The sequence below is a fragment of the Ammoniphilus sp. CFH 90114 genome (genome assembly GCF_004123195.1).
In the GTDB taxonomy this organism is placed as follows: Bacteria; Bacillota; Bacilli; order Aneurinibacillales; family RAOX-1; genus YIM-78166.
Genome location: NZ_SDLI01000001.1, coordinates 160,851 through 184,611, shown reverse-complemented (window position 1 = coordinate 184,611; position 23,761 = coordinate 160,851). Strand labels below are relative to the sequence as shown.

Genomic DNA, 23,761 nt, shown 5'->3' with positions numbered 1-23,761 from the left:
CTGATCATCGCTCCCTTATCCCTTCACATTAATGCGTATAAGCTGAAACGTTATCCATATCAATGATGTCGTGCAACGCTGCATTAAGCCCGTTGGCAATGATATTGGCAATATCTTCAACAAACTCATCCACTTCTTTGGGTGTAACGATAAGATTATGACCAAGCGGTTGAAGGACTTCACGAATGAGCTCTCTTTTCTCCATCTCCGGGAGAGAACCAACTAACCCCATAATCACCTTTTTCCCTTCTTCTGAGGGTTGTTCATCCTTATCCAATGGCTTAGGCGTTCCGGGTAACGCGAAGCCCGACGGAGTAAGTCGACTAGCCGGTGTTGGATTGGCAGCCTCTCTCATCTGCCGCCCCATGTGAGACAAGACATAGTCAATAGTGTCACTAGCAATGGAAACGGCATCTACAACGGTCGGTACCCCGATCGCAACAACTGGAATACCTAGAGTCTCTTTGTTAAGCGGCTTACGCTTATTCCCAACTCCTGAGCCAGGATTAATTCCTGTATCCGAAATTTGAATCGTGCTGTTTACACGTTCAATGGAACGAGAAGCCAAGGCATCTACAGCGATGACAAAGTCGGGTTTGGTCCTCTCTACAACACCATAGACAATCTCACTGGTTTCAATCCCTGTTATCCCTAACACCCCAGGCGATAGAGCACTTACCGCACGGTAGCCCTCTTCTACATGCTCAGGCATTAATTCAAACAGATGTCGGGTCACTAACAAATTTTCTACAACAATGGGGCCAAGAGCATCGGGGGTAACATTCCAATTCCCTAGTCCAACCACTAAAGCTTTAGCCTCCTTGCTGATTCCTAAATCAGAGAGAAATTGACTGAAGGCATGAGCAAATTGAGTTGCCACTAAATTTTGCAGTTCCGTATCCTTCCTGCGTAATCCAGGAGCTTCAAGCGTTAGATAGTTTCCTGGCATCTTTCCAATGGCTTTGGCACCGTGTTCGTTTCTCACTTGAACTCTAGTAATTCGGATTCCGTCTTCTTCATGCGTGCCCATCTCAACGCCTTGTATGTGGGGGACGCCCGTCTTTTCCGCAGCGATCTGATGGGCTTCTAAAGCAAGATCTGTCCGTACGGAAAAGCGGCTTAAATCAAGATCATGATGCTCTTCATTCATGGACATGAGTCACCAACTCCTTGCATTCCATTTTTTCACAAAAATTCTATATTTATAATGCTATAACAGCTTTACTTTTATACAACTCCGTTATTGCATTTCTATTTTCGACATGATAGAATATCTTCTGTTGCTAACTTCAGCGAATGTTACTTATGGATGCACCAAGGAGGTGAATCTGATGCCAAATATTAAGTCCCAAATTAAGCGTACAAAGACGAATGAAAAAAGACGTCTTCAGCGTGTTTCACAGAAATCCGCTCTTCGCACAGCCCTTAAGGGTGTTGAAGCTGCGGTAGCTACAAACGATGTAGCTGCAGCTCAAGAAGCTTACAAGCTTGCTGCTAAGAAGCTAGACAAGGCTGTAACTAAAGGTCTTATTCATAAAAATGAGGCTTCCCGCAGAAAGTCTCGCTTGGCTCAAAAAGTGAACGGCGTAACTGCTTAATCCCTTAAGAGACTTACAAGCTTCGAATTAAAGAGGAGTGTCCTTGCCTTGTAGCAAGAACACTCCTCTTTTCTCGTATTTAGGACTCGAGCATATCTCTTAGTCTCATAAAAAATAATTCCATGGAAAGAGATTTGTCAATCTGTCCCGTCTTAATTCGATAATCCTCTTCTGCTAAATAAGCAATAATTCGTCTCAATGCCTTCTCTTTAAACCGCTGTGCTTTCTCCGCTGCAAGCTTTATGGGATATGGGTGGACACCTAATATAGAGGCCATCTGTTGTCCAGAATACCCTCTGGCAGATAAAATCTTCACTTGAAGAATAAGTCTAAACTGACGAGCTAACAAACTGAGAATGGTTAGCGGTTCCTCTTTATTCTTCAAAAGATCATAATAAATACGCATAGCCTGATCAATATCTAAGCGAGACGCTTTATCAATTAAACCAAAGATATCCTGCTCTAATGTTCTAGAACCCAAGGAATAGACAACTTCCTCTGTTATTAAGCCACCTTGACCTACGTAGGAAGCCATCTTGTCCATTTCTTGCTGTAGACGCCTGAGATCGTTACCTACAATTCGATCAAGGGTCTGAGCTGAGTGATCGTCCATTTGGACACCTCTCTTTTGCGCTTGCCTTTTAATCCATCCCCATAGTTCTTGGTCCTTCAATGGCATAAATGGCACTACTGCCCCAACAGACTTTAACCCTTTCACTACTTTTTTCCGTTCATCTAATTTATCTTGGAAGACAGTCAAAATCAAAATGCTGGTATCTGTAGGATTGTCTAGGTAAGCCTGAAGAGAATCAACGGAGTGATCGACCCCCCCACTTGCTTTCGCCCCGGTTAGAAAGTGGGCATTCTTAGCCACCACCACTCGCTTATCCCCCATAAACGGAAGGGTCTCTGCATCCATAACGGCTTGCTGGATCGGTATTTCATTCAGGTCAAAAACGCTAAAATTAAAATCTAAAAATTGCTCATCAATCGCTTTAGTTTTTATAAAGTTGATGCATTCTTCAATTAAAAATGCTTCTGTTCCATATAACAGATAAATAGGCTTTATTATTCCTTGCTGTATTTCCTTAAAAATACTTCGATATTCCATTTACTCCACCTCACCGCCAAGCATCAACCTTATTATATCAGATTCATAAATGTATATCGCAAAAAGGGTATCCTTTAAGCTGTGGATACCCTTTTGTCTTCAAGCGCGTATATGTAAACGCCGGCGCCAATCTATTTAAGGTTGGGCACCAGACGGAAAGCAGGATTTAAACACCTGCTATACTATACGCGAGCATTATTGTTTTTGTTCCTGTCCTTGTTTTACGTTTATTAACCATTTTTCCAAGGGCTTAGCCGCTGCCTCTTCCGTGCCCGCATTTACTGGATAAAGGGTATACATAACCTTCGCAGCATCGACCCATTCTACAGAAACATAAGCAGCTCCCGTCCACTCATGACTTCGGAACACTTCTACTCCGTCTTGATCAAGAATGACGATTCGTTGCCCATCTACCCGAGCATTCCACATACCATCCGGTGAACCGAAAGAATCCGGTTGAACTGGTTCACTAGTCATAGACATCATTAAATTTTCTTCTACCACAGGTTCTTTGGCTGCAAGCGAATGTACTTCTTCTGGTGGATTAACCGGTGGTGCCATAGCGACTTCACTCTCGGCTGGAGCAACAGGTTCTTCTGGTTTTGGCTGTGGTTCATTGTTCCTCGTTGGTTCCTCTTTAGGAGGCTGCACAGCCGTAGAGTTAGCTACCTGCTGGGACATAACTTGATCCTGCCCTTGAGGTTCTGCGGGTTCTGTAGGTTCCATAGCCATGGGTGTTTCCACCTGTTTTTGGGTTAAGGTTTCTACGTCATTTGCAACGGAAGGAACCTCAACCTTTGCTGCATCCATTGTTGAAAGTTCTTCTTTGCTTTCTTCTAACGGCACCGCCAGAGATTGCGTTGGTTGCATTTCCGCTGGACCATCTGACATCTCCGTCATTTTCATTTCCGATTCTCCAAAGAATTGTGGTGCAAGTAAAGCCAACAAGATGGCCGCTGCCACCCCGCCAGCCACGAAGGACCACGGCTTCCGAGCCCAATTTTTCTTCACTTTAGGAAGGGAAGTTGGCATATTTACTAATTGTGACTGTCCTGCCAAGCTCAACTGAGGAAGGATGGAGTCGACAATGCTCATAGGCGGTTCTACATCTGGAAGATTCTCTAGTTCCTCGTGTAATTGCTTTAAAGTTTGGTACATAACAGAGCATTCCTCACATGAATGAAGGTGCTCTTCCATCTCGGCTGTTTCAGTAGGTGTCAGATCATTATCTAGACTCCGCTGCATATATTCGGTCACCTCTTCACACCTCATACCCGAACACCACCTTTCTGATATTCCAGGAGTTGCTTTTGCAGTTGCTGTCTCGCTCTGAACAAGTGTGATTTAACCGTGTTTAAGGGAAGCTCTAGTGCTTCGGCAATCTCCGTATAGGAAAAATCCTGGATGTAGCGCATCACGATGACGGTTCTATGCTGTTCAGGTAAAAGATTAATTGCTTCCCTAATATCCTTAGCCATATACGTTAGCTGAACTTCTTCTTCTACATTTGCCTTATCCTGAAGAGGGAGTGGATGCTCATCAATGGACGTCGTTTCTTTCCTTTTTCGACAAAGATCTATACAAATATTCGTAACAATCCTCTGTACCCATGTAGAGAATTTCGCTTTCTCCTGGTACGTATCAATCTTGTTATACACCTTAATGAGCGCCTCTTGTGCTGCATCCATAGCCTCCTGCTCATTTTTCAATATATAGTAAGCTGTTTTATAAACAGATTTTTCTATCATTCTTAACAGTTGAATGAGGGCGTCGCGATCGCCCGCTTGTGCAGCTCTGACCAGATCTGCTTCAGTCACTTAAGTTCCCCCCTCTGTCATACTTTCTGACGGTTTAGTCATTGTGAAGGTTGCAGGTAAGTCCAAACTTTCATCTCTGTTGGTCTTAATTCAACCATAACGGCCCCTTGTTTATCTGTTCTAAATATACGGCTGTTCACCTGATGTAACCTAGTAAGCACTTCCTCATGGGGGTGCCCATAGCGGTTCAGCCTACCAGCAGAAATAATAGAGTAATCAGGTTGTAACCGGTCTAACCATGCTTCTGTTGTTGAGCTTTTACTTCCATGATGTGCCACCTTCAGCAGATGGATTTTATCTAGGTCTCCGCTTTCAATTAATCGATTTTCCCCTTCCCTCTCTAAGTCGCCTGTAAACAGGATCTTATATCCATAGGCGTTAAGCAAAAGAACCAGGGAAGAATTGTTATCCGATTCGTTCTCCACCGCTGACGGATGGAGAATTTTCCATTCAATTTCTTCAGCATCTTTCCACCAGTCACCTGCTCTACCTTGGTAAATCGGGATCTGTTTCTGATTCAGTAACTGATACAGCTCTGTTTCTTGTTTAGATTTTGGTTGTGTCCCGTTGATTAATACTCGTCTGATCGGGATGTCCTCAACAACAGTATAAAGACCCCCAATATGATCTATATCCCCATGCGTAATGACTAGAGTATGTACTTCATTAATCCCCTGGGATTTAAGAAAGGGGACGACAATGTCCTTCCCGGGATCGAAGTAACTCTTCCTTTTTCGCCAAGATTCTCCTTTATCATAAGTTAATACTCCACCGCCATCAATGAGATATACTCTTTTGTTAGGCAATTGGATAACGATGGCATCGCCTTGGCCTACATCCACGAAAGTAATCTTTACTTGTTCTCCTTGCCAGGGGATAAAGCTTAAGGATAATATCACACTCATTAACAAGAAAAGCCATAATAACCTTCTTCCTTTCATTATCCATAGACTACCGCAAAGAACAATGTAATATATTACCATCCACCAAACTTCAGGAGGCGCCACATGACGCTGGAATCCATGCCAACCTGCTATCCATTCAATCATCCGATTCATCCACTGAAATCCATAAGCTAACCCCTCTGCCCACAGCTGTACAAGCCCAGGATGAACGAATCCTAGAATAAACAAAGCAAAACCCATAGGTATAAAAACGATAGAATACAAAGGAACAAAAAGGATATTGGCTAATAGGGAGAGGAGATGATAATGGTGAAAATAATAGACAATAAGGGGAAATGAGACCCATTGCGCGGTTACCGCTACAGCTAGTAGAGAGGACAACGAATCCGGAAGGAAATGAAAGAAGCTGCGCATATAAGGAACAAATAAAATAAGACCCCAAGTCACTAGAAAGGATAACTGAAAACCAATATCCCATAGATAGTATGGGTTATATATTAACATAAGGAATAGCGCTGTTCCCCATAAATTCAAACCATCCCTCCCTCTGTGAAGGTAGACGCCAACCAGACTAATCACAGCCATAATTCCAGAACGTACGATGGAGGGAGCGGCTCCAGCTAAAACAATATAAATAGGGATCGTTAGGACGGTTAAAATAATAGATGTTTCTCTTGTAAACCCAATGAAACGAAGGATTCCTAAGATGAAGATGCCTCCTGCAATAATACTCATATGAAGCCCTGAAATGGCTAGTACATGAATTAATCCAAGCTTTCCATAGATATCCGTTACGTCTTGCGGAAGGTCCACTTTAATTCCAAGCAACAGGGCCTTCATAATCTCTGATGAGCCTGCTGGGAAGGTACGCTCGAGCGAGCGTTCGAGATAGTCTCTTACCCGATTCATCACAACATCTGGTCTTATATTAGCGGATCGATATGCCTTTAAATCAGCCAGAGAAGTGGAAATAACAAGCCAATGAATTCTCTTATAGTAGAGATACTGCCGATAGTCAAAAGAGCCAGGGTTCCGACTACCCTCGGGTGCTTTCAATTGTCCTTTGAATTCCACGTAAGTGCCAAAGATTAATTTAGTCGCCTGCTCTTGCTCTTCTTTCGATTTAAGGTAGATCCTGCACTCCACCGCTTCATCCACGAGAAGTGCCTGCACCTCCATCACTTTCAAGCGAAATTTGGCCAAGTCTCCATCTACCTGTACCTGTGAAACAATTCTTCCTCTAATTAACTCATCGGATTCCGATTCCTTAAGAAGGGTCTGGTTCGTAGCATCATACCAGTAATAATAACTCACTCCTGTAAGGACTAGAAGGAATAAAAGAATGGAGTACGAACGTGAGAGAGCCCATTTAAACATGTGGCCAAAAATTAAAATCAATACAGACAATATGGTAAGAGAAATATACTGTTCATGCAATAGGTAGTGAGACATAACCATTCCCATTAATAGGAGTAAGGATGCTACATACATAGGTCTAGAATACAAAGACGTTGCCCTCCAAGCTCTTTTTCCTCCATCTTATCCTTAGAGGTAGAAAAGAAAAAAGCCCCACAGCAAAAGTGGGGCTCTCAAGTTAAAAATAGATGGTATATAGCTAACCAATCAAGAACACTAAGACAGTATGTAAACCTCTAAGCAGGAAGTCTGAGATCCAGCTGTAAACAAAGAAGGCTACAATCGGAGAAAGATCGATCATTCCTAATGGAGGAATAAACCTGCGAAATACTGCCAAGTAAGGTTCCGTAATATTATATAAGAATTCGGCAAATCGGTTCTCTTGCAATTGTGGCAGCCAAGATAGCAAGATGCGCCCGATTAGCGCAAAATAATACAATCGGATTAGTAAAGCTGCACCTTCCATAATGGTTCCAATCAACGAATCCGTCAATGTTATGTTCCTCCATTATTTTTTATTATCCTAACTATTATACTTTTTTTCAGTGTAGAAAGCTACTTAACTAGAGCCAATTTGGACAACTTCAACACCTTCAAGAAACACCTTGTTTCTGTCATTTTTATATCGATGACGAAAAACGATTCGTTTAATCCCTGCTTGGTTCAAAAGCTTCGAGCAAGTCTCACAAGGCTCATGGGTCACATAGGCGGTTGCCCCCATGATCTCATCTCGTTTAGCATGGATAATGGCATTCTGTTCAGCGTGGATCGTACGAATGCATCTTCCTTCATCGTTAATAAGGCATCCTACATCTTTACAATGTTCATGTCCATGGATGGAGCCATTATAGCCCGTTGACACAATCATCTTATCTAATACAATGACACAACCGACAGCTAGTTTATTGCATGTAGAACGCGTGGCCACCACATCAGCAATATCCATAAAATACTCATCCCAAGATTTCCGCAACGGAATACTCCTCCCAATTGTAATTCTATGTTTATACATCCCTAAAAACACGCTAACGCCATTGTATCACAGACTTGCGTCTATTCTCTATTTTCCTTGCCACATGGGCAAACGTTGATTATGGTGTAAAAGCATGTTAAAGTTTACTCTGAACTATCTCGATCAGAAGGAGCTTTGTTATGTGCGGATTTGTCGCTCTTTATAATAAAAAGAATCATCCCTTATCTCCGCAACATCTTCAGTCCATGACCGACCTTATCATACATAGAGGTCCAGACGACCAAGGTTTCCATATTGATAACCATGTTGGCCTTGGCTTTCGTCGGTTAAGCATTATTGACCTCGAGGGAGGCAAACAGCCTCTCTGCAATGAAGATGGAGATATATGGATCGCTTTTAATGGTGAAATTTATAACTACCAAGAACTGCAGAAATGGCTGAAAGATAAGGGCCATCACTTCAAGACCGAATCAGATACAGAAACGATTGTCCATCTCTACGAAGAAGTAGGTTTTGATTGTCCTAAGCATCTAAGAGGCATGTTCGGATTTGTGATTTGGGACAGAAAGAAGAATATTCTTTTCGGTGCTCGCGACCACTTTGGCATTAAGCCATTCTATTGGACCGAAACCAACGACTCGTACGCATTCGGCTCAGAGATCAAGAGTCTATTACAAGTAGCTGGAGTAGAGAAAAAAGTAAACCCTACTTCGTTCTATCACTATTTAACCTTTCAGTATGTTCCAGACCCTGAAACGATGTTTGACGGGATTCATAAACTTCCACCTGGGCATTTCGTCCTTATTAAAGATGGCGAGATGAAAATAGAACCTTATTGGACAGTAGAATTCCGTCCGGAAGAGAAGCCTTTCTCTTACTTTGTTGAAGGAACCAGAGAAATTCTTAAAGATTCGGTAGCTAAGCATCGAGTCAGTGATGTCCCACGCGGAGCCTTCTTATCCAGTGGAATTGACTCAAGCAGTATTGTGGCCTTGCTCAGACAGCACGAAGAAGTCAAAACCTTCACCGTTGGTTTTGACATCCCAGGGTATAGCGAATTAGATATCGCCAGGGAAACAGCCGGATTCTTAAAAACGAATCACCATGAAGTTAAGATTAGTGCTGATCGCTACTTAGAGGAACTGCCTCGCCTCATCTGGCACCAAGATGAACCCGTAGCGGACCCTTCGGCCATCGCTTTATACTTTGTAGCTGAACTAGCGAGTAAGCACGTCACCGTCGTTCTCTCAGGTGAAGGCGCAGATGAATTTTTTGGTGGGTATAATATCTACCGAGAGCCTCATTCCCTACGTCATTTTTCTAGAATGCCTGGTTTCTTGAAATCAACCCTTCGCCACGCTGCCGAGTTTCTTCCAGAAGGGACAAAAGGAAAGAGTTTCATCATGCGTGGCTCTAAGTCCGTTGAAGAACGCTTCTTCGGGAATGCTTTGATCTTTTCAGAAGAACTTAAAGAAAAAGTAACGATGAGTAGCTTGTCCACAGATCCGATGTATATTTCAGCTCAAGAAATTACAGCCGCTATCTATAAGAATGCAAAGTCTTACGATGACGTAACGAAGATGCAATATCTTGATATTCATACTTGGCTTAGAGGCAACATCTTGATGAAGGCCGACAAAATGACGATGGCCAATTCACTTGAGTTGCGTGTTCCTTTTGTAGATCCGAAGGTATTTGAATTTGCGGCAACCATCCCTACTCAATATAAGATTGCCAATGGGACAACGAAACATGTTCTTCGTGAAGCCATGAAGGACATCCTCCCTCCACAAATCAAGACGCGGAAGAAGCTAGGCTTCCCTGTACCGACAAGACACTGGTTGCGTCATGATTTCTATGATTGGGCTAAAGAACTAATCTATGACTCTAATGTTGATGAGTTTATTAATAAAGCTTTTGTCCTCTATATGCTTGATGAGCATAAGGAAGGAAAGGCCGATTATGGTCGAAAGATCTGGACGGTGCTTGTATTTATGCTCTGGCATCAAATCTATATGGAAGACAAGTATTCGTTTGGCCCGTATGTCAGTCCTTATATTGAAACGCGCCGCAAACGACTCGAATCCTATCATGTAGGTTAAATTTTAAAAAGGGTGTACCAAAGCTATCATCAGCTGTTGGTACACCCTTTTTGTCCTTATCTATTATAATCAAATCACAATGTAATTTGAGAAATTTCCTCTGTTCAAGCCGAGCTTTTACGGACAATCGGGCCCGTTTTCTCGATAATCTGCCAGTCCATTCCCATGGATTTTACAATATTTAAGAAAGGTAGTGGATCAATGAGTTCAGGTGGAATACACCCAAATCGCCCCTTTAACGATTCATTTGCGATAAGCTCTACGGCTGCCACAGGAGGGACCCCTGTCTGCCAAACCGTAGCCTGGAATCCGGTCTTTTTAAATACTTCATCATGATTGGCCATGGTATAAACGTAAAGTTCTTTACTCCGATCTCCTTTTGTTCCTCTAACCAGTGCTCCGACACAGGAGTATCCATGAATCTTTCCTGCCAAATCTGTGGGCTTTGGCATCGTCGTAACCACCACATCGCGAGGAATCACTTCCGCTCCGTTCACTTCAATAACTTCGTCACTGTCTAATCCAAGATAAGCCAGAACCTTGAGAGTATTCACAAAGTCAGGGTGAAGGGCATACTTAAAATCAACATACTTGCATCCCTTCCATTTTCCTATTGTCTCACCTAATGTCGTTACTTCTTCATGTTCTACATTGTAGCAATCCAACCAACCGATCGGTTCTGGAAATTCAAATTCTTCTTTATTAAAAAACGGATCAGGAAAAAATTGTTCCCCAAGCTCTGCGGTCCAATAGTTAGGTTTTGCTAAGCACTCTTTGATTGCGGTTTGCGGACTGAAGTAAGCACAGAATCCATCATAATCTACAACAGAATTATCTCCATCTCGTATCATTATGGATTCGACAGTATCTAATTGATCTACGGCATACCTTGCGGCAATATTGGAAAATCCAGGATCACACCCAATACCCATGATTCCCAATATGCCTTTCTTTTTAAATAACGGATCCCAATCCAACTGCTCCAACAACCACTTGGGGCCATTTGAGGCCATATCGATATAATGGGTTCGGGTTTCAAGACAAGCCTTCATAACTTGAATATTGTAATCAGGCAATCCGGCATGAATAAGGACATCGGCTTCTCTGGTTACCTCCATTACACTTTCGATCTTACTCGCATCTACCCGATGAACCTTAATTGTTGTTCCTGTCACTGACCTTAGTTTCTTTGCAAACCTCTCAGCGCAATCCACAGATATATCACCAAGAATGAGTGTCTTTACGTTTGGTTTCTTTGATAATTCTGCCGCACAGACTTGCCCCACGCCACCGACACCGAGTACTACCACTCTCAACAGGTCGTCCTCCTTAGGAATTGTAAAATCAAGTTTTAAATTCGCTGTCTGAATAACCACCTATTTCGCCCAATAGATATTCTTCTCGTAGTCATCTCCTCCCTTACCTCTTTTAAGCACCTAAAAATCCCCCTACTCTAAAATATGCTGGCACCTAGAGAAATAGGTCACCATGGCTTGACATGTTAACGAGAAAAAAGAAAGACCCAAGCACACGGCCTGAGTCTGTTCCTATGTTCTTACTTTTGACTTAGCTTTAGAGCCTGGTCTAAGTCGAATAAAAGATCATCTACGGTTTCTAAGCCGATAGACAAGCGAACCATATCTGGAGTAACCCCAGCTCTACGCTGGCTCTCTTCGTCTAACTGCTGATGTGTTGTACTGGCTGGATGAATAACCAATGACTTCGCGTCTCCTACGTTAGCTAAGTGGGAGAAGAGCTGCAAGCTGTTGATAAACTTCTTCCCTTCTTCTAAACCACCCTTAAGACCAAAGGTAAAGATCGAACCTGCTCCTTTTGGCAGATACTTCTTCGCTAAGGCATAATACGGGTTGGTTTCTAGTCCTGGATAGTTGACCCATGAAACCAATTCGTGTTGTTCTAGGAATTCCGCTACCCTCTTCGCGTTCTCTACATGTCTCTCCATACGTAAATGAAGGGTCTCTAGACCTTGAAGGAAGAGGAAAGAATTGAATGGCGCCACAGCTGCTCCGATATCGCGCAATAGGGTTACTCTTGCCTTAATAATGTAAGCTAAAGGTCCAAGAGCTTGAGTATAGACTAACCCATGATAACTAGCATCCGGTTCAGTGAGCAGTGGAAACTTGCCATTCGTCCAATCAAATTTTCCAGCGTCTATAATAACACCGCCTATAGACGTACCATGTCCGCCGATAAATTTAGTTGCGGAGTGAACTACAATATCCGCTCCATGTTCAATAGGTCGGCACAAGTAAGGTGATGCAAACGTATTATCCACAATTAATGGAACACCATGATCATGTGCAATAGCAGCTACCTTCTCAATATCAGCAACATTAATACGTGGGTTTCCAATCGTTTCAATAAAGACGGCCTTCGTCTTGTCATTGAATTTAGCAATAAAATCTTCCGGCTGATCGATGTCAGCAAATTGAACCTTAATCCCTAGCTTAGGAAGAGTATGAGCAAATAAAGCATATGTACCACCGTATAAGCTGCTAGAAGCTATAATCTCATCACCCGCCTGAGCAATGTTAAGAATAGAGTACGTGATAGCAGCCTGTCCTGAAGATGTGGCTAATGCACCCACTCCACCTTCTAACTGGGCGATACGTTGTTCGAATACATCTTGTGTTGGGTTCATAATGCGAGTATAGATATTGCCGAATTCCTTCAACGCGAATAAATTGGCGGCATGATCCGTATCGTTAAAAACATAGGAAGAAGTTTGATAGATAGGAACAGCCCTAGAATTCGTGGCAGGATCAGGCTTCTGTCCCCCATGTAAAGCAATTGTCTCAAATCCCAATTTACGCTCTTGTGTCATCTCCCATTCCTCCTCGGACAAAATCTCTGTAATTAAGTTGATCATACGTTTTGAAATCCGATCTGTCAACTATGTTTTTCAACTAATCAGAATTCATCATCATCACCTTACGCTAATAAGATCTTTTACCCTTTCCAATGACTTTTCTCCAATTCCGGTCACCTTTGTAAGATCACTTTCTTTTTGAAACTTTCCATGCTTGTCCCGGTAATCTACAATCGCCGCAGCCTTTACGCCTCCGATACCTGGCAGGGTGGTTAATTCCTCAACCGTGGCTGCATTAATATTTATTTTGGGTTTAGCCCCACTCATCCTTTCTTCTGTTATTTCTACTGGAGGATGTTCTCCCTTCATGGGCACATACACGAGTTCTCCATCTTGAAGTCGCTTTGCCAGATTTACGCCACGGGTCTCTGCGTCTGGCTTGAATCCCCCGCTTCGTTCGATAGCTAAATAAACTCGCGCATCCTCTGTTAGTTCATAAACTCCAGGATGGACAACGGCTCCCTTCACATCCACCCAGATCATCGTTTCATCAGGGATGGGTTCTAATTCTTCCTGCCCTGCCTGCTTCGACTCATCTTCTACAGAATAGGGAGAAAAAGGAACAGGTTCATCATCTTGTCCTATACGCCAGACGTAAAATAGTAAACTAACTAGTAATAATACGGCTATGGCAGCTAGAGCAGCAAGCTTCTTTTCACGGGTGGTCCAACTTAACATATCAGACTCCTTACTAGTAAAATCAAGTGGATTAGCTTGTATTATGGGGTGGGTTTCATTATAATCGAATAGCATAAAGAGGAATGGGGGTAGACATTCATGAGTGTCCATCATGAAATTTCGAAGAAGGTTAATCAAACCGTAAGCCTTGTAGAATCTTATAAGAACTTAGATAGAAAGAGAGAACAAGAAATCAGCAAGGTTCTCGAAAAGGCAAAAAACGGGGAAGAATACTCAGTAGAGGCTATTAATAAGGTAACAGAGGAAATTAATCAATTTGCTCTTAAGCATCATCTCCCAACTCGTAAAAGGGTCACGAAGCAAATGGTCCTAGATCTAGTTAGCCAAAACTAGTATAACGCAAGGTCTTCCTACGATTCAATACTCTATACATAAAGCTCTCTGCAAATTAACGTATGGAATAACCCTGTTCGTCATAGATATAGGGTATATATTGACATACGGGAGGAATTTATCATGCGTGTCGGCTTTATCGGAACAGGGAGTATGGGAAGTATCCTGCTTGAATCGTTTATGTCAACAGGCGCTCTTCATCCTGATCAAGTCATCTGCAGCAATCGCACAAGGGAAAAAGCTCTAAGAATTGCAGAGAATTACCCTGGGCTCTGCGTAGCTAGCAATAACATCCAGGTTGTAAGGGAAGCTGAAGTCATTTTCTTATGCGTTAAGCCTCTGGAATTTAAAAAGGTATTCGATGAAGTGGGTCCATATGTCAAACCTAATCACTTGATTATATCCATTACGAGTCCTATTCTGCTCGCGGACCTAGAAAAGCAGTTACCCTGCAGTGTAGCGAAAATTATCCCTAGCATCACCAATTCCGTTCAAGCAGGAGCTTCACTCATGATGTTTGGAAGCCGCTGCAGTGAGGAAGAACGACAATTACTTCGGGAACTCTTCTCTAAGATTAGTACTCCCCTGGAGATTGATGAATCCAACACACGAGTTTCTTCTGATATTGTGAGTTGTGGCCCTGCCTTTATGAGTTATCTGCTACAGCGCTTTATTTCCGCTGCAGTAGAGGAAACTGGAATCAGCCGTGAGCAGGCAACATTCTTAGCAAGTCACATGATTGTGGGATTAGCTGACTTAATTTCTAAAGGACCCTTTGATTTAGAGACCCTCCAACAAAGAGTGGTTGTTCCTGGAGGGGTTACAGGAGCCGGCTTACAGGCCTTAGAGAATATAGGGGATGTATTTAATCAAGTATTTATAAATACTCATCGCAAGTACCACACAGACCTAGAGGAAGTCGCCCATATGTTCTATCACGAAAACAAATAAAGGCTAATCCCAGAGAGTCAAAGAAGACTTTCTGGGATTAGCCTTTTTTAATTCCCTCTTTTTTGGAATACTAATATCAAAAAGGAGTTGAACTGGACTTGATACGTTTACAGTTAAAAAATGACGCTATGCTATCCATGTTCTTTGATGATATTCGGGGTGGCAAATCTTCTTTTTCTCCCCAATCGGAAGGTATGCATGCTACGATTTCTGACCAAGAGTTTGATGCTTTTCTAAAAGCAAATAACCTTATCACCTATCATAACACCTTAAAGGGGTATGAGGATGGAGCTGTATACGGAGAATTCGAAGCTGACTAACAAAAAGAAAAATCCGCTTCTCCCCGGACGCTTAAGAATTTTAATTTGAATAGGATATAGCAGGTGATTGCCGAATGTCCCTGCTATATCAGCTCTCCCATAAGAATCAACGAGCAGTTCCCTTATTAGGATCAAAGATTAAAGAGCGACTTGAAAAAAGTCCGGAATATGAGAATTTGATTATCCTTTGTATCGGCACAGACCGTTGCACCGGAGATTGCCTTGGACCTTTAGTTGGCATGCTATTAGAAAAACAAAATCTCATCTATCCTGAAGTATGGGGAACCCTTGAAAAACCCGTACATGCCCTTAATCTAAAGGAGGCCGTTCATAAGCTTGCCCTGCAACCTAATCCGCTCGTTATTGCTGTTGATGCTTGTCTCGGTTTATCCCAGCATGTGGGTGATGTTCAAGTGGTTGATGGACCCTTGCGACCTGGGCTTGGTGTAAAGAAGGTCCTGCCTTCTGTCGGTGATTTTCACATCAAGGGAATTGTTAATGCCAGTGGTTTCCTCGATTCTATCGTCCTGCAAAACACACGTCTTCATACTGTCATGCAGATGGCCCAAGTAATATCTGATTCCATTCTATATGCCTTAAAAAACTAAAAGAGGCTGGACCTTAAGGTCAGCCCTCTTATTTTGTTTTTACTGCAGCATAAAAGATTCTTTCACTTTGTTCTTCCGGTGCTTCATCTGTAAAGTCAGCTGTACAACTTAGCAAGTCAAATCCAGCTGTCTTAAGACACTTTACAATTTCCTCATGACTATATCCCTTTTGAACATGGACTTCCTCAAACCGCTTATACAATGGGCCCTCTCGCACAAAAATCGTTAACTCATGTGTAACCAAAGATCCCTCTTCTAAATAGCACTGCCATATGTAAGCAATATCCTCTTCCGTTAGCGTGAAGGTATGATCACCAAACACATGATTAATTTTATAGAGAGAATGAACATCGAACAAAAATAGACCGCCCGGCTTAAGGGCATGATGCACTCTCTGGAAGGTTTCTAGAACAGCACCCGGCTCCGTCAGATAGTTTAGGGAATCACAAAAGCATACTACAGCATCCACTGTCATAGGAATCTCTAGTTCACTCATATCCTGGTGGAGCAGTTGAATCGGTACGCCTTTTTCCTTCGCTTTATTATAGGTCACAGCCAGCATTTCTTCAGATAAGTCTACCCCGGTAACCTCATATCCCAATTCAGCAAAGGGAATAGAAATTGAGCCTGTACCACAAGCTAAATCGATGATCTTCTTCGGCGATGTTTCCTTCCACATCTTTTCCGCGTACTGAATCCATAACTCATACGGAACTTCTGTCATTAATTGATCATAGACTTGAGCTAAATGTTGATAGCTAGTGAACACCGACAATACCTGCATCTCCCCAAATTCGTTCTATATTATAATATTCACGCTCATCTTTATGGAAAATGTGGACGACTACATCCCCTAAGTCCACGAGGACCCATCTGGCATCATCGTACCCCTCCACTCCTTTAATTTCGATACCTAGCTCATTCATTCTCTTTTTCAATTCAGAAGTAAGAGCTTGGACTTGGGTGGAAGAATTCCCGTGACAGATAACAAAATAATCCGCAATTACAGAAAGTCCTTGAATATCTAAGATCAGTACATTACCTGCCTTTTTATCTTCTACAATCTCGGCAGATTTCTTCGCAATTTCAAGTACCGTCATGTCTCACGACTCCTTTCCTTCCTGGTTCAGTTGATAGACAATATCATTATATGTTTCAAGTGTTAAGGGGTAGATACGTTTACGCTGTTTAACCAAAAAGATAATCGTATTCCCCATAGCCTTCGCTATGGCTTTATTCAAATCCTGAACAGCCAACTCCCGTACTTCGTCTACTCCTGGAAAATGCCTTCCCGGCTCGATATAATCCGCTAGCCATAATATCTTTTCTAACAAACTCATCCCAGGGCGGCCTGAAGTATGGTATCGTATGGCATCTAAGACCATAGGATCCTGGATTTTAAGGTCTCTTTGCACAACATACGCCCCTACTGGTGCATGCCACAATTCTTTATCGAACTCTAGAAGATCAGCAGGAATCGTGTCATTCTGCTCAACCATGATTTCCTTCATTCTTTCTTTGTCCCAGTATTTGCAATAATCATGTAAAATCCCTGCCAAGTAGGCTTGTTCCTTATCCGCTCCATACCGTTGAGCAAGCAGGACTGCCGTATCGGCAACCCCTATCGTATGATTAAACCGATGCTCTGTCATCTGGGTCTTTACTTGTTCAAGTAATAATTCAGGATTCATACAACCGATTCTCCTCAATATATCTTTCAACCTCTTCTGTCACCATAAAGCGAATCGAGCCTCCGATTCGTCTATGATTGCGGATATACGTTGATGATAACTCCATCTGCGGCATACTGACGATGATAACGTGGTGTTCAGAGAACTCATTATTAGGCAGGTACCCAGGGCGATGAACTCCTACAAACTGAACAAGATGCACCAATTCATCAATTCGATGCCAGTTCGGCAAGTAATCGATCATATCTCCTCCAATAATAAAGAAGAACTCACACTCTGGAAACTCCTTCCTAAGGAGAAGTACCGTATCTATCGTGTAAGAGGGACCTGGACGTTCCAATTCAAATGAGCTCAGCTCAAAATAAGGAATTTTCTCTATAGCCAATTCGACCATCTTTACTCGATGGAGTGAATCTGAGACGGTACTTCCTTCCTTATGAGGAGGAATATGAGCCGGCATAAACCAAACCTGGTCAAGTTTAAGCTGTTGACAAACTTGATCTGCCACCATCATATGGACGACATGAATAGGGTCAAACGTTCCCCCCATGATTCCAATCTTCATAAGCTCTTAAGTGGGAAGCACGATCGATTTATGTTCACGAGATTCTTTGTACAATACGACAGTTCGGCCAATCAATTGCACAAGTTCAGCATTTGCTCCCTCAGATAACCTTTCGGCCACTTCGTTCTTATCTTCACCGCAAGTATCTAAAATAGATACCTTAATTAATTCACGCACCTCTAAGGCTTCTTCAATTTGTTTAATTAAGTTCTCATTTACTCCACCTTTTCCCACTTGAAAAATTGGGGTTAAGTGGTGAGCTTCTGCACGCAAAAAACGCTTCTGCTTTCCGGTTAGCATCCCTTTCACTCCTTTTACCTTATATTCTTTTACTTGCTCTTAAGCTTTTTCAGGACGGTTTCTTTCATCACATCTATTGGAGCATCGCATTGGGTCCATAACGCAAAAGCCAATGCCCCCTGTTGGATGAACATTCCCATTCCATTATGAGTCTTTGCACCTATCATTTTGGCTTCCTTAAGCAGCTTGGTTTCTAAAGGATTATAGATCAGATCACTTACTAACAAACCTTTATGGAGATACTCTCCAGGAATTGGTAGGACATCCACTTCTGGATACATTCCGATAGAAGTCGTGTTAATTAACAGATCTGTTTCAGCAAATTGTTGGGCATTTAAATCATTCAACTGGATGGCTGAAGCATCGGTATGTTTTTTCAGATGAGCAGCCAGCTCTTCGGCCTTTTCTTGACTGCGATTAGCTACGACGATTTGCTGGACCCCATGCCTAGCCAAAGAGACAGCAACAGCTCGGGCAGCACCACCAGCCCCAATCATAAGAACGCGTTTCCCTTTCAATTGAACACCGGTTTCCTCAAGTAAGGACAACACAAAACCTTGTCCATCTGTATTATACCCAATCAACCTTCCGTCTTGATTCACAATGGTATTTACAGCGCCGATTTCCCTTGCCTCATCGTCAATTTCATCCAAGTATTTCATTACCTCAACCTTATGCGGAATGGTGACATTGATTCCTCTAAACCCTAACGCCCTTATTCCTCTAACAGCTTCGGGCAAGTTCTCCTTGGAAATAGCAAAAGCAGCATAAGCATAATTAAGCTCTAAGTATTTAAAGGCTGCATTATGCATATCCGGTGACATAGATTGGCTAACTGGATTACCAAACAGCCCTGTCATAACGGTTTGATTATTCATGGTTATCCCCCTCTCCCCTTGATCCTATATGAGAGAATTTCGCAACACAACAGAGACCCCAACAGGTACGTGCACATCAACCCAGGCACCTGTTTGTCCAGGAGTGATCCAACCGAGTCCAGAGATCACGATATCTTTCTTTTCCCCTGGAGGAATCTTAAAGGATACCCTCCGCAAGGGAGGCAAGTTTTTGGCTTTTTCACCTGTTGGAGGTGAAAGAATGTCAGTCCCTAAATGCGTCTGGTAGAGCTCATCAGCCTTTTCTAATTTGGTACGATGAATCGAGATTCTATTGGAGGCATAGACAACGAATGATTGCTTTTCTCCCCGTACAAAGTCGATACGCGCCATTCCTCCGAAAAACAAAGTTTGCTTATCGTTTAATTGATACACCTTAGGATTTATCGCCTTATCAGGTGAGATCAGCTTTAAGTCCTCTGGATCTACCATATGTACAATCTGATCACGATTGATTATTCCCGGAGTATCAAATAAGGAGGTTTGATCATCGATGGGAATTTCAATCATATCAAGAGTAGTACCAGGGAACCTTGAGGTGGTCAGTTCATCTTCACCCCCACCATACTCCTTAAGAAGACGGTTGATTAAGCTAGACTTTCCCACATTGGTAGCTCCTACAACGAACACATCTTGACGTTTTCGGTATGTAGACATCGCTTCCACTAATCGGTCGATCCCCGTTCCTTTTTGGGCACTGCAAAGGACCACATCCACAGGTTTTAACCCTAATTGTTTAGCCTCATATTTCATCCAATTGACCAGACGATTTGCATTAATTGCTTTAGGCAATAAGTCAAGTTTATTCCCTACTAATAGTATCGGGTTTTTTCCCACAAACCGATGAAGCCCTTTTAGCCAGCTTCCATTAAAATCAAAAATATCAACCACTTTAACGACGAGTGCCTTGGTATTCCCGATTTGGTTTAAGATGCGCACAAAGTCATCATCATCCATCGAGACTTGAGCTACTTCATTATAGTGCTTGATTCGAAAACAGCGCTGACATATAATTTTTTCTTTCGCTAATGCGCCTGTTGGAACATATCCCGGTCTCTTAGGATCATCCACTTGGATGACTACTCCGCAGCCAGCACAATGTCTTGTATCAACAATCGATTCCATTTTGTTAATCCTCCCAAGTTATCAGCCCTTTTTTCCTCATCCAAGAAAGAGCAATTCGTTCCAATTGTCGGTTAAATCGGGTAAAAAAGCCATCCGTTTGGGCGACTGGTACCACTAAGATGGTATACAGTCCTAACCGATTACCTCCCAATACATCGGTAAACATCTGATCGCCAATCACGACAATCTCTTCAGGCGAAAGATCTAACCTTCTCATGGCATCCTGAAATGGAGTTCGAGTTGGTTTTTTTGCAGCATGAATATACGGAATTCCCAGAGGATCCGCAAAAGCGGATACTCGAATGCGATTATTGTTGGATACAACAATGACCTGAAAGCCCTCCTCCTTCAAATGGTTTAACCATTCCATCAACTTCGGAGTTGCATTCGGTCGATCCCACTCAATAAGTGTATTGTCAAGATCCGTGACAATCCCTTTAATCCCACGCTTCTTTAACGCTTGAAGATCTATATCGTATATGGAGTAGACATGTAAATCAGGAAGCAGCTTCTTCAGTAACATGGCAGACACCTCGCCATCAAGTTCTTATTTTCTTATTTTTTCGGAGTTTACTATACCATATTCAAACAACCGCAGCAAAGATTGAGAAAACCGTTTAAAGTTCACATACTTAGGACAAAAAAACTGTTGGCTTTAAGCCGACAGTTCGCTTGATAAAGATGACAGGACGGTTTCAATGTATTCATCAAACAAGTCAGGACCAAACGGCCGCTGATAATAAAGCTCCACACTATTGGCGTTAGAGAATGGATAGCGAGTCAAAGCCATAAACTTAATAAGGGCTCTGCGAGGTTCCTCCGTTCCAACTCGTTCAAAAAAGGTGATGAGCTTATTGTTAAGAGCCATATAATTAGGCTTTATGACTTCTTCAAACCGTTCCGTTTCTAAGGTAATCTCCCTCAACACCACTCTAGAGGAATCAAAATGATTGTACATATATTCCAAGGCTCTCCCGGTCAGAGCCTTGATAGCGCCACTTCTGTCTGTAATCGGTCCATCTAAAATAGGGTGAATCATCTCTCCTAGTCCCAAGTAAAAATCTTCTACAATTTTCTGTAGGATTCCAATTTTATTATGGAAATAATAGGAGATTGATCCAATATTAACATCTGCTTCTGAAGCAATTTTTCTGACCGATACGTAATCATATCCATACATGGCAAATAATTTTCTAGAAGCCTCCAATATATGCTGCTCCGACATGCTCCTTCTCCTTCCAAGAACATCATCTTCATGGAAATGTATTTATCCCTTTTCTATCATGAAGAAATACTAAATTTCATTATAACCTTTTAAACAATTAAATGGTATATAATTCATTTGCAGAAAAAATCCAGGCGAAGCCTGGACAGATGATAGGTAGTTCTATTGTGCCTCACAACTGCTGCAATATCCGTAGATTTCGAACTTATGGCCAGTAATGGTAAAGTCTTCGGGAGCTCCGAGCATCCCATCCAACGGACAAGCTCTGAGGTGTTTTGTTTTCCCGCATCCTAAGCAGATAAGATGATGGTGATGATGATCGTCACTGCACTGAAATCTATATTTACGCTCTCCGCTCAATTCGGTTTCTTCTAAAATATTAAGATCTGAGAAAAGAGATAAGTTGCGATAGATCGTATCAAAGCTTAGATTAGGATACTCATCCTTCATAAGATCTAACAGCTCTTTAGCTGACATATATCTCTTTTGATTCGCAAAGATGCGGATCATTTCTTCTCGTTTACCTGTATATTTATACCCTTCTTTTTTAAGGATTTCCAATGCCTGGTCCACATTCATTCCCATAACCCCTTCCGATTGCTTAACTTTCATTTTAACAAAGCCCAGTTGATCAGGTCAATTCATACAAAAAGACCCCAAGGAGGTTGAGCTCTTGGGGCCCTATAGGCGTCAATATGTTATTCTGCTTCAGGTTCCGAAACTTTGCAATCCTCACAGATCCAGTGTTCCACTTGCCTTCCATCCTTAATATTACGGTTACAGTATTCACAAGTTGGCATGTTCTCACCTCTCTGCATTTGATAACGTTATTTTACTTTAATTGCAGGAATGATGGTGTGATCTTTTTCACTGAAGATTTTCAACAGGGTTATCTCATCTCGTTTTGGTCGTGGACTGCTTCCGATAAAATTCATTAAACAGCTTCATCAAGGCTCTCTTCTCAATACGAGATACGTAAGACCTTGATATTCCTAATTCCTTTGCTATCTCCCGCTGCGTCTTTTCTTCTTGGGTTTCTAAACCGAAGCGCCCGATAATAACCTCTTTTTCTCGATCATCAAGGACATGGATATGCTTGTAGATCTTGCTCTTCTCGATCTGCAATTGCACCTTATCCACTACTTCATTCATATCCGTTCCTAGCACATCAATAAGCGAGATTTCATTTCCCTCTTTATCGGTACCTATAGGATCATGTAAGGAAACATCTTTTCTCGTTTTCTTAAGAGATCTCAAATGCATCAAAATCTCGTTCTCTATACAACGGGCAGCATACGTTGCAAGCTTCGTCCCTTTATTCGTCTGGTAGCTTTCAATTGCTTTAATCAGCCCAATAGTACCAATTGAAATTAAATCTTCACTGTCTTCTCCCGTATTTTCGAATTTCTTCACGATATGGGCAACTAATCGAAGATTATGTTCAATTAGCATGTTCCGTGCATGCTCGCTCCCCTTTTCCATCATCTTCAGATATTTTAATTCATCCGCTTCAGAAAGGGGTTGAGGGAAAGCGTTATTTTTAATATAGGAGATAAAAAGGACCATCTCTTTTATGAGCAAAGAGATGGCAGTAAACAAACCTGGCACAGGCTGTCACCTCCAGATGGATTTTGAGGACTGTTATAAGCTTATGTGAAAGCCTATTTGTCCGTGCCTGTACCACGGATTTTTCTTTATAAGGAAAATCAACTGGGTCTTAATAGTATGGAAGAAGGGTTAAACCAGCGAGGAGGGCTAAGGGGAGTGCTAATCTTGCAAATCTTCCGTAACCAAAACCGTACCCTGGGTAGCCAAAGCCATAGCCTGGATAACCATAGAAACCGGGGTAGCCAAAGCCGGGATATGCAAATCCAAATTGACGTTCAGCGTTAGAACTTCTCGATCCGCCGCCTTTAGGTACGGCCAAGTAGACATTTTCATTATCCACACTTTCCACGATTCCATCGTATGTTTTCCCGTCTTTCATACGAATCTCAACATAACGATTTATATGTTTCTTACAGATGGACTGAGCTTGTTGAATATCCAAGACCCTTCATTCTCCTTTCGGTTAAGTACACGATTATCCTATTCATCTCGAGCCCTGGTTGCCTATGTTCCACACGCCCAACTTAAAGAACCAGGCGAAAATCCTAGAAATTTGGAATAGGACTGGCCCCTGCTCAGTAAAATCCATATTAGATTGTACAGTGTGAATTTTAAATAAAGGAAGTGA

The 23,761-nt window shown here is 42.2% G+C and carries 28 protein-coding genes; 6 read left to right on the top strand and 22 right to left on the bottom strand.

Annotated elements, in window-relative coordinates:
- Positions 1 to 28: 28 nt before the first annotated feature.
- A complete protein-coding gene (gpr, locus tag EIZ39_RS00925; protein WP_129197884.1) occupies positions 29 to 1,150 on the bottom strand; it encodes a GPR endopeptidase in 1,122 nt (373 codons plus the stop codon).
- Positions 1,151 to 1,331: 181 nt separating this feature from the next.
- Between gpr and rpsT the strand changes: the two genes are divergently transcribed.
- Entirely contained in the window at positions 1,332 to 1,598 is a 267-nt protein-coding gene (gene rpsT, locus EIZ39_RS00920; protein WP_129196484.1) for a 30S ribosomal protein S20, read from the top strand.
- A 79-nt stretch (positions 1,599 to 1,677) separates the two neighbouring features.
- On the opposite strand, the gene holA is transcribed toward rpsT, so the two are convergent.
- The 6 genes from holA to EIZ39_RS00890 all read right to left on the bottom strand — a co-directional run bounded on the left by holA (position 1,678) and on the right by EIZ39_RS00890 (position 7,820).
- On the bottom strand, positions 1,678 to 2,709 hold the full coding sequence (gene holA, locus EIZ39_RS00915) for a DNA polymerase III subunit delta (RefSeq protein ID WP_129196483.1): 1,032 nt from the start codon (positions 2,707 to 2,709) through the stop codon (positions 1,678 to 1,680).
- 195 nt (positions 2,710 to 2,904) lie between these two features.
- Positions 2,905 to 3,981, bottom strand: coding sequence for a zf-HC2 domain-containing protein (locus EIZ39_RS00910; RefSeq protein ID WP_129196481.1), 1,077 nt, complete (start codon positions 3,979 to 3,981; stop codon positions 2,905 to 2,907).
- Positions 3,978 to 4,526 carry an RNA polymerase sigma factor gene (locus EIZ39_RS00905; protein ID WP_129196479.1) on the bottom strand — a complete coding sequence of 183 codons (549 nt, stop codon included), beginning with the start codon at positions 4,524 to 4,526 and terminating at the stop codon, positions 3,978 to 3,980. Before EIZ39_RS00905 ends, EIZ39_RS00910 begins: the two co-directional genes overlap by 4 nt.
- A gap of 38 nt (positions 4,527 to 4,564) precedes the next feature.
- On the bottom strand, positions 4,565 to 6,937 hold the full coding sequence (locus EIZ39_RS00900) for a DNA internalization-related competence protein ComEC/Rec2 (RefSeq protein WP_129196477.1): 2,373 nt from the start codon (positions 6,935 to 6,937) through the stop codon (positions 4,565 to 4,567).
- 109 nt (positions 6,938 to 7,046) lie between these two features.
- Complete coding sequence (locus tag EIZ39_RS00895) at positions 7,047 to 7,340, bottom strand: YggT family protein (RefSeq protein ID WP_483296002.1); 294 nt, start codon at positions 7,338 to 7,340, stop codon at positions 7,047 to 7,049.
- A 66-nt stretch (positions 7,341 to 7,406) separates the two neighbouring features.
- Entirely contained in the window at positions 7,407 to 7,820 is a 414-nt protein-coding gene (locus EIZ39_RS00890; protein WP_483296001.1) for a deoxycytidylate deaminase, read from the bottom strand.
- 179 nt (positions 7,821 to 7,999) lie between these two features.
- Between EIZ39_RS00890 and asnB the strand changes: the two genes are divergently transcribed.
- Complete coding sequence (gene asnB, locus EIZ39_RS00885) at positions 8,000 to 9,922, top strand: asparagine synthase (glutamine-hydrolyzing) (RefSeq protein ID WP_129196473.1); 1,923 nt, start codon at positions 8,000 to 8,002, stop codon at positions 9,920 to 9,922.
- A 104-nt stretch (positions 9,923 to 10,026) separates the two neighbouring features.
- Here the strand turns inward: asnB and EIZ39_RS00880 are convergent, their stop codons facing one another.
- From EIZ39_RS00880 to EIZ39_RS00870, 3 genes are all read right to left on the bottom strand, one after another.
- On the bottom strand, positions 10,027 to 11,232 hold the full coding sequence (locus EIZ39_RS00880; RefSeq protein ID WP_240675697.1) for a saccharopine dehydrogenase family protein: 1,206 nt from the start codon (positions 11,230 to 11,232) through the stop codon (positions 10,027 to 10,029).
- 245 nt (positions 11,233 to 11,477) lie between these two features.
- Positions 11,478 to 12,767, bottom strand: a complete 1,290-nt coding sequence (locus EIZ39_RS00875) for a homocysteine synthase (RefSeq protein WP_129196469.1) — start codon at positions 12,765 to 12,767, stop codon at positions 11,478 to 11,480.
- 102 nt (positions 12,768 to 12,869) lie between these two features.
- The gene (locus EIZ39_RS00870; protein ID WP_164984831.1) at positions 12,870 to 13,490 is read right to left on the bottom strand and encodes a helix-hairpin-helix domain-containing protein; all 621 of its coding nucleotides are present in this window, start codon (positions 13,488 to 13,490) and stop codon (positions 12,870 to 12,872) included.
- A gap of 99 nt (positions 13,491 to 13,589) precedes the next feature.
- Between EIZ39_RS00870 and EIZ39_RS00865 the strand changes: the two genes are divergently transcribed.
- The 4 genes from EIZ39_RS00865 (at position 13,590) to yyaC (ending at position 15,723) form a co-directional block, all read left to right on the top strand.
- On the top strand, positions 13,590 to 13,844 hold the full coding sequence (locus EIZ39_RS00865; protein WP_129196465.1) for a DUF2533 family protein: 255 nt from the start codon (positions 13,590 to 13,592) through the stop codon (positions 13,842 to 13,844).
- Between the two features lie 123 nt (positions 13,845 to 13,967).
- Positions 13,968 to 14,795, top strand: a complete 828-nt coding sequence (gene comER, locus EIZ39_RS00860; RefSeq protein WP_129196463.1) for a late competence protein ComER — start codon at positions 13,968 to 13,970, stop codon at positions 14,793 to 14,795.
- A gap of 98 nt (positions 14,796 to 14,893) precedes the next feature.
- Positions 14,894 to 15,115: a hypothetical protein gene (locus EIZ39_RS00855; protein WP_129196461.1), complete on the top strand. Its 222-nt coding sequence runs from the start codon at positions 14,894 to 14,896 to the stop codon at positions 15,113 to 15,115.
- A 74-nt stretch (positions 15,116 to 15,189) separates the two neighbouring features.
- Complete coding sequence (gene yyaC, locus EIZ39_RS00850) at positions 15,190 to 15,723, top strand: spore protease YyaC (protein ID WP_129196459.1); 534 nt, start codon at positions 15,190 to 15,192, stop codon at positions 15,721 to 15,723.
- A gap of 28 nt (positions 15,724 to 15,751) precedes the next feature.
- Here yyaC and EIZ39_RS00845 read toward each other — a convergent pair whose 3' ends face one another.
- From EIZ39_RS00845 to EIZ39_RS00790, 12 genes are all read right to left on the bottom strand, one after another.
- Complete coding sequence (locus tag EIZ39_RS00845; RefSeq protein WP_368666303.1) at positions 15,752 to 16,492, bottom strand: class I SAM-dependent DNA methyltransferase; 741 nt, start codon at positions 16,490 to 16,492, stop codon at positions 15,752 to 15,754.
- Positions 16,482 to 16,823 carry a ribosome silencing factor gene (gene rsfS / locus EIZ39_RS00840; RefSeq protein WP_129196455.1) on the bottom strand — a complete coding sequence of 114 codons (342 nt, stop codon included), beginning with the start codon at positions 16,821 to 16,823 and terminating at the stop codon, positions 16,482 to 16,484. The genes EIZ39_RS00845 and rsfS overlap by 11 nt, the downstream gene beginning before the upstream one ends.
- A gap of 3 nt (positions 16,824 to 16,826) precedes the next feature.
- Positions 16,827 to 17,414: a bis(5'-nucleosyl)-tetraphosphatase (symmetrical) YqeK gene (yqeK, locus tag EIZ39_RS00835; RefSeq protein WP_129196453.1), complete on the bottom strand. Its 588-nt coding sequence runs from the start codon at positions 17,412 to 17,414 to the stop codon at positions 16,827 to 16,829.
- Entirely contained in the window at positions 17,404 to 17,964 is a 561-nt protein-coding gene (locus EIZ39_RS00830) for a nicotinate-nucleotide adenylyltransferase (RefSeq protein ID WP_240675661.1), read from the bottom strand. Before EIZ39_RS00830 ends, yqeK begins: the two co-directional genes overlap by 11 nt.
- Positions 17,965 to 17,985: 21 nt before the next feature.
- A complete protein-coding gene (gene yhbY / locus EIZ39_RS00825; protein WP_129196449.1) occupies positions 17,986 to 18,279 on the bottom strand; it encodes a ribosome assembly RNA-binding protein YhbY in 294 nt (97 codons plus the stop codon).
- A 29-nt stretch (positions 18,280 to 18,308) separates the two neighbouring features.
- Complete coding sequence (gene aroE, locus EIZ39_RS00820) at positions 18,309 to 19,157, bottom strand: shikimate dehydrogenase (RefSeq protein ID WP_129196447.1); 849 nt, start codon at positions 19,155 to 19,157, stop codon at positions 18,309 to 18,311.
- Positions 19,158 to 19,181: 24 nt separating this feature from the next.
- The gene (gene yqeH / locus EIZ39_RS00815) at positions 19,182 to 20,300 is read right to left on the bottom strand and encodes a ribosome biogenesis GTPase YqeH (RefSeq protein ID WP_129196445.1); all 1,119 of its coding nucleotides are present in this window, start codon (positions 20,298 to 20,300) and stop codon (positions 19,182 to 19,184) included.
- A gap of 4 nt (positions 20,301 to 20,304) precedes the next feature.
- Positions 20,305 to 20,817 (bottom strand): YqeG family HAD IIIA-type phosphatase, encoded by a 513-nt coding sequence (locus tag EIZ39_RS00810; RefSeq protein ID WP_129197880.1) that lies wholly within the window; start codon positions 20,815 to 20,817, stop codon positions 20,305 to 20,307.
- 138 nt (positions 20,818 to 20,955) lie between these two features.
- Entirely contained in the window at positions 20,956 to 21,525 is a 570-nt protein-coding gene (locus tag EIZ39_RS00805) for a TetR family transcriptional regulator (protein ID WP_129196443.1), read from the bottom strand.
- 162 nt (positions 21,526 to 21,687) lie between these two features.
- The gene (locus tag EIZ39_RS00800) at positions 21,688 to 22,104 is read right to left on the bottom strand and encodes a Fur family transcriptional regulator (protein ID WP_129197878.1); all 417 of its coding nucleotides are present in this window, start codon (positions 22,102 to 22,104) and stop codon (positions 21,688 to 21,690) included.
- A gap of 315 nt (positions 22,105 to 22,419) precedes the next feature.
- Positions 22,420 to 23,133, bottom strand: coding sequence for an RNA polymerase sporulation sigma factor SigK (sigK, locus tag EIZ39_RS00795; protein WP_129196441.1), 714 nt, complete (start codon positions 23,131 to 23,133; stop codon positions 22,420 to 22,422).
- A gap of 109 nt (positions 23,134 to 23,242) precedes the next feature.
- Positions 23,243 to 23,575, bottom strand: coding sequence for an LSm family protein (locus EIZ39_RS00790; RefSeq protein WP_129196439.1), 333 nt, complete (start codon positions 23,573 to 23,575; stop codon positions 23,243 to 23,245).
- Between the last annotated feature and the right edge of the window lie 186 nt (positions 23,576 to 23,761).